The 13,485-nt window shown below is 54.1% G+C and carries 11 protein-coding genes; 6 read left to right on the top strand and 5 right to left on the bottom strand.

All coding sequences use genetic code 11. The features are described 5' to 3' along the window. Positions 1-1,186: DEAD/DEAH box helicase (locus KQX66_RS27845; protein ID WP_216796125.1), on the bottom strand; the 1,186-nt coding region annotated here is incomplete at its 3' end. A gap of 153 nt (positions 1,187-1,339) precedes the next feature. Beyond that, positions 1,340-2,053: a YhcN/YlaJ family sporulation lipoprotein gene (locus tag KQX66_RS27840; RefSeq protein ID WP_253957475.1), complete on the bottom strand. Its 714-nt coding sequence runs from the start codon at positions 2,051-2,053 to the stop codon at positions 1,340-1,342. A 294-nt stretch (positions 2,054-2,347) separates the two neighbouring features. On the opposite strand from KQX66_RS27840, the gene coxB reads away from it, so the two are divergent. The 6 genes from coxB (at position 2,348) to KQX66_RS27810 (ending at position 7,669) form a co-directional block, all read left to right on the top strand. Continuing rightward, entirely contained in the window at positions 2,348-3,355 is a 1,008-nt protein-coding gene (gene coxB / locus KQX66_RS27835; RefSeq protein WP_216796124.1) for a cytochrome c oxidase subunit II, read from the top strand. 69 nt (positions 3,356-3,424) lie between these two features. Continuing rightward, positions 3,425-5,236 (top strand): cytochrome c oxidase subunit I, encoded by a 1,812-nt coding sequence (ctaD, locus tag KQX66_RS27830; protein ID WP_054972555.1) that lies wholly within the window; start codon positions 3,425-3,427, stop codon positions 5,234-5,236. Then, a complete protein-coding gene (locus tag KQX66_RS27825) occupies positions 5,233-5,856 on the top strand; it encodes a cytochrome (ubi)quinol oxidase subunit III (RefSeq protein WP_054972545.1) in 624 nt (207 codons plus the stop codon). Before ctaD ends, KQX66_RS27825 begins: the two co-directional genes overlap by 4 nt. Next, positions 5,857-6,171, top strand: coding sequence for a cytochrome C oxidase subunit IV family protein (locus KQX66_RS27820; RefSeq protein ID WP_025846585.1), 315 nt, complete (start codon positions 5,857-5,859; stop codon positions 6,169-6,171). A 120-nt stretch (positions 6,172-6,291) separates the two neighbouring features. After that, a complete protein-coding gene (locus KQX66_RS27815; protein WP_216796123.1) occupies positions 6,292-7,161 on the top strand; it encodes a cytochrome c oxidase assembly protein in 870 nt (289 codons plus the stop codon). A 46-nt stretch (positions 7,162-7,207) separates the two neighbouring features. After that, positions 7,208-7,669 carry a DUF420 domain-containing protein gene (locus KQX66_RS27810; protein ID WP_216796122.1) on the top strand — a complete coding sequence of 154 codons (462 nt, stop codon included), beginning with the start codon at positions 7,208-7,210 and terminating at the stop codon, positions 7,667-7,669. Between the two features lie 78 nt (positions 7,670-7,747). On the opposite strand, the gene KQX66_RS27805 is transcribed toward KQX66_RS27810, so the two are convergent. The 3 genes from KQX66_RS27805 to KQX66_RS27795 all read right to left on the bottom strand — a co-directional run bounded on the left by KQX66_RS27805 (position 7,748) and on the right by KQX66_RS27795 (position 13,313). Continuing rightward, entirely contained in the window at positions 7,748-8,434 is a 687-nt protein-coding gene (locus KQX66_RS27805) for a class I SAM-dependent methyltransferase (RefSeq protein ID WP_216796121.1), read from the bottom strand. Between the two features lie 93 nt (positions 8,435-8,527). Then, positions 8,528-9,439 (bottom strand): TIM barrel protein, encoded by a 912-nt coding sequence (locus tag KQX66_RS27800; RefSeq protein ID WP_216796120.1) that lies wholly within the window; start codon positions 9,437-9,439, stop codon positions 8,528-8,530. Positions 9,440-9,569: 130 nt separating this feature from the next. After that, the gene (locus KQX66_RS27795; protein ID WP_216796119.1) at positions 9,570-13,313 is read right to left on the bottom strand and encodes an immunoglobulin-like domain-containing protein; all 3,744 of its coding nucleotides are present in this window, start codon (positions 13,311-13,313) and stop codon (positions 9,570-9,572) included. Positions 13,314-13,485: the final 172 nt, after the last annotated feature.

The following is a 13,485-nucleotide window of genomic DNA, read 5'->3' as shown; positions in this document are numbered from 1 at the left end:
CTGCCGCATCCGCGCCGCCGCCGCGCCGCCCGCGCGCTGCGCCTTCACCCGCGTCGCCGCGCTCTGCCGCTGCTTTCCCCGACCGCTTCGCGATCGTCGCTTTAATGCCCCGCTCGATCTGCTCCAGATACATCTTATCCCGCTGCGCGGCGAACGTAAACGCTTTGCCCGTCTGCCCTGCGCGTCCCGTCCGCCCGATGCGGTGAATGTAGCTTTCGGCATCGTGCGGAATGTCGTAATTGAACACGTGCGTGATGCCTTCGACGTCGAGGCCGCGCGCCGCGATATCGGTCGCTACGAGCAGCTGGATTTTGGCCTCGCGAAACCGCTTCATGACCTGCTCGCGCTTCGCCTGCGTCAAATCTCCGTGCAGCTCGTCGCACGAATACCCGCGTTCCGCCAGCTCGTTCATCAGCTTGCTCGCTCGAAGCTTCGTACGGCAAAAAATCATTGCCAAATACGGATTCTCCTCGTCGATCAATTTACAGAGCGCTTCCAGCTTTCCGCGGTCCGTAGTCTGAATCACGACCTGCTCGATTTCGTCCAGCGTCACGCGTTTCGATTTCACTTCGATTTCAACCGGCTGCCGCATGTACTCTTTGGCCAGCTGGCGGATGCGCGGAGGCATCGTAGCCGAGAACAGCAGCGTCTGCCTGCGGCTTGGGGTCACCGAAATAATTTCCACGACCTCCGGGAGGAAGCCCATGTGCAGCATTTGATCCGCTTCGTCCAGCACAAGAACGGACAGCTTATGAAGCTGCACCGTTTCCCGGCGCAAATGATCGAGGAGCCGTCCGGGCGTCGCTACAATAATATGTATATTTCCTTCCAGCTTGCGGATCTGGCGTTCGACATCCTGCCCCCCGTAAGCGGACAACACGCGCAAGCCTTTGAGCGGAGCCCAGCGCTTGATTTCTTCCGTAATTTGAATGGCAAGCTCACGGGTCGGGGTAACGATCAGCGCCTGCACGTTCGGGTTGCCGGGATTGACGTTTTCCAGAATCGGCAGCGCAAAAGCCAGCGTTTTGCCCGTGCCGGTCTGTGCTTGAGCGATGATGTCGTGGCCGGCAAGCGCAACCGGGATCGCCTCGCTTTGGATCGGCGTCGGCTCGTTATATCCATGTTTTTGCATGGCCTCGGCCAAGTCGCTCCCGATCCCGAGCAGGGCAAAATTATTTTTCTTCATTATATTATCTCCTCGTAATTCGAATTATTCTTCTAAGAGAACCTTCAATTATAAATGCAATTCTACAGGAACCGACGGCAAAAAGAAACTGCACGGGGCTGAAAAAAGCCGGGTGCAGCCTACTTTCCGCTGAAGCGATGACGGGACCGGGGCTCAATATTCCCGGCCGTTTCCTTCCGCCTGATTCGGGACCGTAACGTCCGTTCCGAACGTCCGTTCCATCATTTCCGCGAATTGGGCGCGGTAGGGCTCCAGACTTCTTCCGCTCCAGCTGTCCTGCGCCATCCGGTTGAACGCGTTGACGACAACACGGTTGGCCGAAATATAGACGTCATGCACCGTGGGCTGATTCAGCCGTATTTTTTCCGCGATCTTCTGCTTGAACAAATGCGACAAATGCTCGTGGTGCATTTCCGTCTCGCCGCCGCTGCCTCCGCTGATCAATTGGTCCGATGGGGCAAAATCGCTTTGATCTCCGTAAGTGCTGTACAGCCCTTTGACCAAACCGTAATTATTGGTTTCCGTTCCAGCGACGTCGCCTCCCCGCGTCCCGCTGGCGGTGCTGTCCATCGTGATAGCGACATAGGCGGTGCTATCGCCCATCATGACGATCGCGCTGCTGACCCCGTCCATCGCGGCTACTTGATCGGACAAATGTTGATTCATCTCCAGTTTGGTTACTTTGTGGGAAACGGGGGCATACTGCTGCTGAGTTTGATAAGCGCGCGACGTGTCTTGCCTCGGCATATCCCGCTTGCTGCCGTAATTCTGGGCGCTGTTGTAATCGTACCAAGAAAAGCAGCCGGTCATCGTCATGGCGAGGCCCAAGGCGGCTGCCGATCCGATCCATCGGAAATAACGCATCATGAGTGCCCTCCTTTGCAAATCTCCTTCTTAGGATTGATTATCGGGGACGATTTATGCGCAGGAAAGCGAGGTCCAAATGATGCATAAAACCACCGCTATATGGAAATAACCAAGTAGAGGCGAAAACGCTTAATCCCTAGCAAATAAAGAGTTCCGAACAATTTGTGAACTTCTTCAGATTCATTGACAAAAAACGGGTCCGAATTTATAGTTAATATGGTGATTAGGTTCATTGACAAGTTATGACCTATGTTGATCGAAAAATATTTGCTTTATAAGGTGGGATTGATTAAGATGATTCGATGGCAAAATCTGTGGCGGTTCATCCCTCTTTTTGGGTTGATGATGTTGCTGTTAACGGGGTGTGGAGACCAGACGATTTCCGCCTTAAATCCAAGGGGGCCGGTCGCCAGAGATCAGCTGTTCCTGATGAAGCTAAGCTTCGGGATCATGCTTCTGGTTGTCGTGGTCGTTTTTGTACTTTATTTGTACGTCTTGGTCCGCTTCAGAAAGAAAAAAGGCGACAAAGACATCATTCCGAAACAGGTGGAAGGAAGCCATACGCTGGAGATTATTTGGACGGTTATTCCGATCATACTGCTCCTCATTTTGGCCGTTCCTACCGTACAGTACACATTCAAGCTTTTGGAAGACCACAGAGACAACAAAGAAGCGCTGCATGTTAAAGTGACGGCTCACGCCTTCTGGTGGCAATTCGAATATCCGGAGTTGGGGATTGCAACAGCCCAAGACTTAGTCATTCCGACAAACAAAAAGATCGCCTTCGAATTAACCGCTTCCGATGTGAAGCACTCCTTCTGGGTTCCGTCGCTCGGCGGTAAAATGGACACGAACCCGGGTAACACCAACGTGTACTACTTGCAAGCAGACGAAGTAGACGTCTTCAAAGGAAAGTGTGCGGAGCTCTGCGGCGCCTCTCACTCCTTGATGGACTTTAAAGTGAAATCGATGGATCAAGCCGATTTCGATCAATGGGTCGCCAAAATGAAAACGCCTGCTTCCGTTCCGGCCGATGCGCAAAAAGGCGAACAGATCTTCAAAGACAACTGTTTGTCCTGTCACGCGGTTAACGCACAGGGACTCGGCGCGGGTCCGAACTTGAACGGCTTTGCTTCCCGTGAGCTCGTTGCTGGCATTTTGCCGCACAACGATGAAAGTTTGAAGCAGTGGATTTCCGATCCTCAATCGGTGAAACCGGGCAACAAAATGCCTCAAGTCGGATTGAAGGACGACCAAATCAATGATGTAATCAAATACTTGAATTCGTTGAAGTTAAAGTAACGAGCATCGCGGAAAAAGGAGGTTTATACGGTGGCTCACGGACACACGGCAAAACGGTACACCGGGCTGATGGATTGGCTTACCACGGTGGACCATAAAAAGATCGGAATTTTATATTTGATCGCGGGCGGGATCTTTTTCCTGATGGGCGGCATTGAGGCCATCTTGATCCGGATTCAGCTGCTTTACCCCGATCAGAAAATCTTTTTCGGAGATACGTTTAACCAATTGACAACCATGCATGGTACGACAATGATCTTCCTTGCGGCGATGCCGGTCATCTTTGCTTTCATGAATGCGATCGTACCGCTTCAGATCGGAGCCCGCGACGTAGCGTTCCCGTTCGTGAACGCACTGGGCTTCTGGTTATTCTTCTTCGGCGGCTTGCTGCTGAACACGTCGTGGTTTCTCGGCGGCGCACCGGCGGCAGGTTGGACGGCTTACCCGCCGCTTGCAGGCATCATTGATCCAAGCGGAGTGTTCAAGGGTGTAGACTTCTACGTTCTCGGCTTGCAGATCGCGGGTCTCGGTACGCTGATCGGGGGGATTAACTTCCTCGTCACGATCATCAACATGCGTGCGCCAGGCATGACTTACATGAGAATGCCGATGTTTACATGGACTGCATTCATCACTTCTTTGCTGATTTTGTTCGCTTTCCCGGCCATTACGGTAGGGCTTGTCGAACTGATGTTCGACCGGATTTTTAGCGGCGCATTCTTTGATGTAGCCAAGGGCGGTAACCCGGTACTTTGGGAACACCTTTTCTGGATTTTCGGGCACCCCGAAGTTTACATCTTGATCTTGCCAGCTTTCGGTATCGTCTCTGACGTCGTTTCGACGTTCTCCAGAAAGCGTTTGTTCGGTTACAGCTCGATGGTATTCGCTACGGCGCTGATCGGGTTCTTGGGCTTCATGGTTTGGGCTCACCATATGTTTACGACAGGGATCGGTCCCGTCGGGGATGCGATCTTCGGGGTCGCCACGATGGCGATCGCGGTTCCGACCGGGGTCAAAATCTTCAACTGGCTGTTCACCCTGTGGGGCGGACAAATCCGGTTCACAACAGCGAACATTTTCGCAACGGCATTTATCCCGACGTTCGTTATGGGGGGAGTTACCGGGGTTATGCTTGCCGTACCGGCAGCTGACTTCCAATACCACGACACGTACTTTGTCGTAGCTCACTTCCACTACGTTATCGTAGGCGGTCTCGTACTCGGATTGTTCGCGGCTTCGTACTACTGGTGGCCGAAAATGTTCGGCCGCATGCTGAACGAGACGCTTGGTAAAATTCATTTCTGGACTTTCTTTATCGGGTTCCATATGACGTTCTTCCCGCAGCACTTCTTAGGCTTGATGGGCATGCCTCGCCGCGTGTTTACGTATCAACCTGGTGTGGGACTTGAGCAAGGTAACTTTGTCAGTACCATCGGCGCATTCCTGATGGGGATCGGCACGATCATCTTCTTGATCAACATCTTTGCTTCCTTGAGAAGACCGATGGATGCCCCGGCAGATCCGTGGGATGCTCGTACGCTGGAATGGACGATTCCTTCGCCGCCGCCGGAGTACAACTTCAAACAAACTCCGCTTGTTCGCGGATATGATGCATTCTGGAAAGAAAAAATGGCAGGCAACAAAGAAATGACGCCGGCCGAACCGATCGGTTCGATTCATATGCCGTCGCCTTCGATTCTGCCGTTCCTGATGTCCGTCGGTTTGTTCATCGCAGGATACGGATTTATGTATCACACGTATATTGTCAGTATCCTCGGTATCGGTATGACGTTAATCTGCATGTTCTTCCGTTCGGTGTATGATGATCACGGTTTCCATATCGAGCCGGAGGAGTTAAACGATAAGGGGGCGAAGGCATGAGTGCAGCACATCATGAAGCGGGCGGCGCTTTGCCACCTCACGCGGAAACGGCAACATTAGAAGGCAAAAATAAAGTTCTAGGCTTCTGGCTGTTCCTTGGCGGTGAGTGCGTACTATTCGGTTCGCTCTTCGCCTCCTACATCGCGCTTCGTAACCAAGTGCCGGACGGCCCGACGGCTCAGCATTTGTTCTCGCTTGATTTGGTCGGTATATCGACGTTTATCTTGCTTACCAGTTCTTTGACCAGCGTGTTCGCCACGATGGCGCTGCACCGCAACCAGTTCCAAAAGCTTCAAGCTTGGATGGCTGTTACCGTATTGCTCGGCCTCGCTTTCCTGGGCCTTGAAATTTACGAGTTCGTACACTATGTCAATGAAGGTCATACGTTCTCGAAAAGCGCGTTCGCTACTTCCTTCTATACGTTAGTAGGCTTTCACGGCGCTCACGTGGCTTTCGGTGTTCTGTGGATCTCGCTTTTGATCATCAACGGCTTCAAAAAAGGCTTGACTGTCGTTACGGCGCCCAAATATTACGTCGCCGGCTTATACTGGCACTTTATCGACGTCATTTGGGTATTCATCTTTACGGTCGTATACCTGATGGGGAAGGTGGGTCCATAAATGAGCAACCAACACCATTCGTCGTCTGCCGGTGATCGTCATCGTTTGGAAGGTCCGAAGAATCACTACTTATCGTACATTATCTCCATCGTACTCACGATGCTGGCATTTGCCGTCGTGCTGTACGGCGGGCTGGACCGTTCGTTTATTTTGTTCTTCATCGTCGGCTTGGCGATTGTTCAGATTATATTCCAGTTGGCTTACTGGATGCATATGAAAGACCGGGGACATTTCTTCCCGATTGTCGGATTGGCATTCGGCGCGTTTATCGCATTAACTGCGGTTATCATGGCCGTATATTGGGTTTGGTGGTAGGATAGAGGAGAGAGGAGGCTGCGTACGTAAGCCCCTCTCTTTTGCGTAACGGCAGACATTTTCACCGTTTCGACACAATTCCCGGCGCAAGAACCGGGTTGGGAAAGGAGCATAATCGTCTTGGACCCTACGATGTCCCATGGAGGGCACGAAACCGGCCCTACGTTTGCTGCATTATGGAGCCCCGGTTTTTTGCTGCTGTTGATTGTTGTCGGTGTATTATATACGCTTGCGGTAGGCCGCTGGCGTAAAGATTTTGCGAATAGCGAGCCCGTCGCATTGAAACAAAAGCTGTGGTTCTGGCTCGGATTGGCTTTATGGTACGCGGCGGAAGGCAGCCCGCTTTCCTATTACGGCCATCACTACTTTTTCAGCGTTCATATGTTTCAGCAGTCGATTCTGTATCTGGTCATGCCGCCGTGTTTGCTGCTCGGTCTGCCGGGGTGGTTGCTTCGCCCCGCGTTAAAAGGCGAGACGGCCAAACGGGTGATGCGTTTCTTGACCAATCCGCTGCTGTCGCTGTTTCTGTTTAACTTTATTTTCTCTATGTATCACATTCCGATGATCATGGATGCTTTGATGGCCAACGCCGCAGCGCTTTTCGTGTATAAAATCTTTTTCCTGCTGGCCGCCTTCCAAATGTGGTTCCCGGTGTTTTGCCCGCTGCCGGAATACAACACGATGTCCGAGATGAAACGGATGGCGTACATTTTCGTGAACGGGATTTTGCTGACGCCGGCCTGTGCGTTGATTATTTTCGCCAGAGATCCGATGTATGCGATGTATTCGGCCGTTCCGGAGCAGCTCTTGCTGCTGCCGATGCTCGACGATCAGCAGCTTGGCGGCGTCATCATGAAGATCGTTCAGGAGATTGTATATGGCATGGCATTGGGCTTTACCTTTTTCCGTTGGTATCGGAGGGAGCGCAAGCAGGACGACGAGCTGCCCGACGAGCCTTATTTTCCGGCAGGGAGCGCCAATCGGGCCTAATGGGCATGGTTGAATGTTTATTGCAAAGTGAACGGGTGGGGTACACGTGAAAATAGCGATTTTGCCAACGATCAGTACGTCTTTTATTGTAATTAGCGCTATCTTTGTCGCGTTCGGCTGGTATCATATTGTGAAGGGGAACCGGGAAACGCACCAAAAGCTGATGCTCTGGGGCGCGGGATTTGCGCTGGTGTTCTTTCTGATTTATGCCAGCCGGACGATCTTTATCGGCAATACGTCTTTCGGCGGACCGGAGAATTTGAAGCTGGCTTATCATCTGTTTTTGTTTTTCCATATTACGCTCGCGACGCTCGCAGGTGTTTTCGGCATTGTAACGCTGTTGTACGCGTTCAATAAGAGATTTGCCAAGCACCGCAAAATCGGCCGTTGGACGGCAGTCATGTGGCTGCTGACGGCGCCGACGGGTGTGGCGGTGTACATTTTGCTCTACCTGATGTACCCGGGCGGGGAGACGAAGCCGATGATTGATGCGATTTTAGGGCTGTAGGCCGTTGTTGACTAAGAAGAGGCTGTTTGCCGAGTGGTAATGCTCGGGTGAACAGCCTCTTTGCCATGAAGGGAGCGCTTAATTATGCTTGAACCAGATGCCGGCGCACTCGGGAACGGTCGTCCAGCCTTTAGCGGCGACTTGGGAGGCCAGTTCATCGCCGAAGAAGAAGCGGGTTAGTTCTTCCGCTTCGTTCAGGGTCTCGAATGTATAATCCGCGCGGACCCATTGGTGGGTAAAGCCATACTGCCGCTCCAAAGCCGCATAATAATCCAAGAGAAAGTCTGGCGGATTCGGCGTTTCGAAGCCCGTACCCATCGTTTCGAAGATGATCACGGTTCCGCCGGGACGAAGCACCCGGTTTATTTCCTGCAGGATGCGGTCCAGGTTGGACGCCCACAGCGGATCGTTGCTGTTTGTCAAGTAGCCCAGGCTCCAACCGGAAACGATCAAGTCCGCGCTGGCGTCCGGCAAGGGCAGCTCGCGGTGATCCGCGACGACTGTGCGCAGGCGGGGACGGTCCGCTTCAGGGATGCGCTCCTTCAAGACGTCCAGCATCGCGGAGGATGCATCGGTTGCCGTCAGCGACCGCGCTTGTCCGATCAAAGCGGACGACAGCCTGCCGCTTCCTGCGCCCAGATCGACGATGTCGAGACCTGCGAACGGCTTGATGGATTGCACGATATGCGCCAGTTCGGGTTGCTTGCTGATTAAGCGGTCGTAACGCCCGGCTTGCTCGGCATAAATTTGATCATGATTTGGCATAAGTACTAAGTACCTCTCCTTCATCGGATGTCGTTGCACCGATAGCGTACACCTTTCCGTTACGTGAAGGTCAAGAGGGGATATTCATTTCACTTAGGCCGGGTCGGACTTCTTCAGCGAGGTTTGCAGCAACTGTTCTGTTCGGACATAAAGCTCAAGCAGCCGGTCCCGATCAATGAGATTCGCGTGATGCTCGAAGGTTACGTGAAACCGTTCGTTCCGCTGCGCTAGGTAGGCGAGATAGGCGTAGGCGTTCCCGAAGCGGTCGTCATCGTCATGCTCCGGCAGAACGGGAAGATGATGAATGAACCGGTCCGCTTCGTACCGGACGTTGCTGTAATGGATCAAATAAACATACGGAGCTACGGCCTCAAGCCAGCGCATCGGTTCGACGTTGTGAAACGCTCTTGCGGAAATATCCAGCCGGGACGTATCCACGACGAGACCAATCTCCGGATGCTCCCGGAACATCGTCGTAAGCAGCTCCTTATGCTCTCCCCAAAAATCATGCTCCAATACGATACGCTGCCCATAGCGGTGTTGAAGCCCGCAAAACGCATCAAACAATCGGAGAGAAATGTCCTTTAGCTGAGCCGCATCGATCTGATTGGCTTCGTAACGCTCGTCCGGCTTCGGCATGTTGGCGAAAACCTGCTTCGTTTCCAATGGGAATATCGGCACAAAAGGATAATGAAACAAAATATAATCGGCGCCATATTCCGCTGCTATACGGACTTCGCATTCTACGCGGCGCAAGGCTTCTTCCCGCTCCTCGCGGTCTATGGAGGTAATCCGAGGCGGCCTGTACGGCTGTCCGCCGAAAACCGGCGAATGAATGCCAAAGGAAAGACTCTTCTCTCTACAGACTTTCGTTGTATATAATAAGCTTTCGTTATCGCGATACTGGCAAATTTCAATACCGCCAATCGCATCGGAACCGAAACGTTCCATATCCTCTTCGCTGAACGCATGCCACATGCCAATCTGCAATCTTCTTCGGCTCATGCCCTGATCCCCTTTTAATAGATAAAATGATAGGTACTGCATATTTTACCATTTCCCCTTGTTGTTTCCCATTCTCCAGATAAAAATGGCCTTCACCGTCGAGAGGGCGGCGAAAGCCATTCGTGGAACGTTATTCGTTAATAAAATGCAAATATTGCAGCATTCGTTTCAGCATGACGGCGCTTTGAGCGCGGGTGGCCCGCTCCTGGGGACCGAAGGTCGTTTCGGTCGTTCCTTGGATAATACCTGCCGCATAAAGCTGAGCAGCGGCTTGCTTGGCCCAGTCCGCAATGCCTGTATCGTCGTCGAACCGATCAAGTACGACCAAGTTCGGTTGAGGAGCTTTCCCGGCGAATTTCAGAGCCCGCGCAATCATGGCCGCCATTTGTACGCGGGTAATGGTTTCATTCGGCCGGAAGGTTCCGTCTTCGTATCCGTTGATCCATCCCGCTTTCTGCGCTGTTCCTACTGTTCCGGCATACCAATCCGTGGTCTCGATATCCGTAAACGGGAGGGCTTTCTTTTCTTCGGGGAGCCCGAGCGAACGCACCAGCAGAGACGCGAATTCGGCGCGGGTAATTGGAACGTCCGGGACAAACGCATCCACGGTCACCCCTTCGGCAATGCGTTTATTCGCCAGCCGCTCGATATCCGCTTGCGCCCAATGGCCTCTCAAGTCCGCGAACGATTGATTCGATTGAATAACCGTCACCATGCCGTTACGCGGAGAGAAGATGGTTGCCATGTTCTCTCCGCCATGACTTGTAAATATGGACGGGATAAAATGCACCTGGTTGAACGCATCTACCCAAACTGCCGTTGCTTTGCCCGAGTCCGCGGTGGAGTGCAGGGACAATGTCCGGGCCGTGTAGCTTCCATTGAAATCCGTGATTTCCTTCCCGTTGGAAAATACTGAGAAACGAACCGGGTTATCAAGCAGCGGCCGTGCGCCTTGCCTTTGAACTGCGGCATTAACGGTTGCGCTTATTGCATCGGATGCTCTTGCTATCGCGATGGTGATGGTGGCATCCTTCGGTTCATTCGCCAACAGGCTGAGCGGAAGACTGTAGCTCGCTCCTGCTGCCTTGATTTGCACAAGTGCGCCCGATTGTTTGGCTAACGCCTCCAGAAGCGGCGCCGCGGGCAATTCCGCCTTGATGACCGGCTCGTTGTTCATAACTTCAATGACGACCTCCGGCTCGGCTGCGAACGCTGCTGTCAATGGCTCCCCAGGCAAGGCAACTCGCAGAATGGATTGGCCTTCGCTGGACGTTTCTTTTGTCGCTTTCACGTCCGTCTCTTTGCCGTTGATTCTGACGATTGCCGTTATTGTTGATTGGTCCTTAGGTGCAGACGGAACGGGTGACATTGAACCGCTGGAATCGCCGGAACTGCCGGAATCTCCCGAGTGTCCGGATTCGCTTGTGCCAACGACGGTGACGGTTCGAGTCGCCTCGGCTGCGGCAAGGCCGGCCGGGTTTTGGACGTTGTAACGCAGCGTATAGACGCCGGGTGCCTGCGTGTTTACGGCTCCGGTTACCGTTATTTGACCGGAAAGGTCTCCATAGTAAGCATCCTTCGCCTGAGCTCCGGGATCGGTGAAGGATTCGCCTGCCTTCAGGCTCATCGCAGACGGGCCCAGAAGGGTAATCGCCGGGGGAGCGACGACAACGACCGCCCGGGTTACCGGCACAGCTTCGTTAAGCGATTGGTCCGTCGCATGGTACTCTAACGTATAGGAGCCCGGACGGCTCGTATCCACGCTTCCCTTAACGGTGATCAAGGAAGAAATGTCGCCGTCATAGCCGTCCTGCGCCTTTGCACCGGGATCGTTGAAGGAACCGCCGACCCCAACAATTAGCGGATTGTCACCCAGCAGCGTTAACACGGGCGGCTGCGTGTCCTTCACGTAGACGGTGCGCGTCACGTTTGGCGCTGCATACTGGAAACGGTCCGTTGCGTTATAATCGAGCCGATAGACGCCCAGGCGGCTGGTATCTACGGTTCCCGTTACGGTAATCGACGGGGTAATGTCGTTATCCAGCACGTCTACTGCCGTTGCGCCGGGGTCCGTAAACGTACCGTTTGCTTCGACGGTCATGGTGCCGGGCCCCTTCAAGTAAATGGCAGGCCCGCTTTTGACATACACGCTGCGGGTAACGGTGGAGGCGTTCCCTGCACGATCGGTGGCGCGATAGCGAACCTCGTACGCTCCCGGACTACCGGTATCCACATCTCCCGACGTCACAATAGAAGCAGCCGGGAGATCGCCGTCGATCGCATCCCTCGCCGTCGCACCCGGTTCCATATAAGGCTTGCCCACGGGAACATACATCGGATTGCTGCCGTTCATCACGATCTCAGGGGCCGTGTTATCGAGAAGGAAAGGACCCGCGATCCGATCGGCCGTATTCCCGGCCCGGTCGGCGGCGCGAACGTGCAAATACCATTTGCCGTCCCCGCCTGCCTGCTTCAGCGTATCTCCGTTTGTGAAAGGCGCCCAACCGTCGGCAGGCACGACCAAGGACGGCGTCCAAGCGTATTGAAGAGAAGCGGGAGCGACACCGCTCTCCGTATCTTCAACCGTCACCATGGCGGCAGCCGACTTTGCCGATGAATCGTTACCGTTCGGGCTGAATGTTACAACGGGGGCCGTGGCATCTTTCAGAATCCGGATCGTGTAGGTTTTTCCCGGCAAAAGAAAAGGCTCGACACGAACCGGTATGTCGGTCGATGCCCCGGTTACGGGAACGGCCGTCTCACCGCCGCTGGATTGCAATTCGTCATTGATATATAAGGCCCCGTTGGTCGAATCGGCGAGCGTCGCCGTCAGATGGACCTTGGAAACGGATGGCCCGACATAGGCATACGTATATTCCGTGACCGAAGGTTGGAACGGTGGGTTGATAGGGCCCTCCTGCAAAGCTAACCCCCTCAGGTCCGCGCTGCCCGGCACTTTCGTCTGTCCCTCTGAATTCCAGCCCCAGCCGACGACCGTGCCGTCCGATTTCAAAGCGAGCGAATGATATTGGCCCGCCGCGATCGCTATGACTCCGTTCAGTCCCTGCGGTACGTCGCTTTGCCCAAACACGTTTCCTCCCCAAGCGACGACGGTCCCATCCGACTTGAGCGCCAGCGAATGAGTCCTTCCCGCCGCAATCGCCAAGACCCCATTCAGCCCGGGCGGCACGTCCGTTTGGCGGCTGTCGTTCATTCCCCACGCGATGACGGTACCGTCTGCCTTCAGCGCAAGCGAATGATAAAATTTCGTGGCAATCGCCGTCACCTGGTGTAACCCGGGCGGCACGTCGGTTTGCCCGGAATCGTTGTTTCCCCAGGCGACGACCGTGCCGTCTCCCTTCAAGGCCAGCGAATGATACAGCCCTCCCGCGACCGCGATCACATCGTTCATCCCGGCCGGTACATTCGCTTGTCCTTTTTCGTTATCCCCCCAGGCGATGACGGTCCGGTCCGGTTTCACGGCCAGCGAGTGGGATACTCCCGCTGCGATCCCCGTCGCTTTATTAAGTCCGGGCGGTACGCTGGCTTGCCCGCGAAAATTTTCACCCCAGGCGACGACGGTCCCGTCGGCTTTCAACGCCAGCGAATGCGCCGCCCCGCCGTCGATCGCCACGACGTCATTCAGGCCTTCGGGTATCCGCGAATAGCTCATCCCGTTATTTCCCCAAGCGACCGCGGTTCTGTCCGATTTTATGGCGAACGAATGGAACAATCCGGCGGCGACATGCTTCCCTTTAACCGGGGAAACTGCCAAGCCCGCAGACGCGTTCGTTTGCCCGCCGGGAACGGAAGTCAGCAGCACGACAAAAAGCAGAGCCGTACGAAGCGTCTTCCGCCATTTCATCGTTCGCATAAACTCTCCTCTCCGTGCCGCAGCGAAACGTTTTTTTCTTCGGCTGCCGCCTCTGCCATCCGGCCAACTCCTGTGCTTTGCATCATCCTGGTGCTCCTTCCGTTAGCTTCTTATCCACGTTAAAGCATAGCGGATTCAGCCCAAAATAAAATCTAACCCCGGTTATAGACGA

The organism is Paenibacillus oleatilyticus (assembly GCF_018998565.1).
In the GTDB taxonomy this organism is placed as follows: Bacteria; Bacillota; Bacilli; order Paenibacillales; family NBRC-103111; genus Paenibacillus_G; species Paenibacillus_G oleatilyticus.
Note: the sequence above shows the minus strand (reverse complement) of the source record. Positions and strands in the feature narration are given on the sequence as shown.

Coding starts and splice junctions, on each gene's coding strand:
- KQX66_RS27840 (WP_253957475.1), bottom strand. CDS start 2,053: ATGATGCGTTATTTCCGATGGATCGGATCGGCAGCCGCCTTGGGCCTC.
- coxB (WP_216796124.1), top strand. CDS start 2,348: ATGATTCGATGGCAAAATCTGTGGCGGTTCATCCCTCTTTTTGGGTTG.
- ctaD (WP_054972555.1), top strand. CDS start 3,425: ATGGATTGGCTTACCACGGTGGACCATAAAAAGATCGGAATTTTATAT.
- KQX66_RS27825 (WP_054972545.1), top strand. CDS start 5,233: ATGAGTGCAGCACATCATGAAGCGGGCGGCGCTTTGCCACCTCACGCG.
- KQX66_RS27820 (WP_025846585.1), top strand. CDS start 5,857: ATGAGCAACCAACACCATTCGTCGTCTGCCGGTGATCGTCATCGTTTG.
- KQX66_RS27805 (WP_216796121.1), bottom strand. CDS start 8,434: ATGCCAAATCATGATCAAATTTATGCCGAGCAAGCCGGGCGTTACGAC.
- KQX66_RS27800 (WP_216796120.1), bottom strand. CDS start 9,439: ATGAGCCGAAGAAGATTGCAGATTGGCATGTGGCATGCGTTCAGCGAA.
- KQX66_RS27795 (WP_216796119.1), bottom strand. CDS start 13,313: ATGCGAACGATGAAATGGCGGAAGACGCTTCGTACGGCTCTGCTTTTT.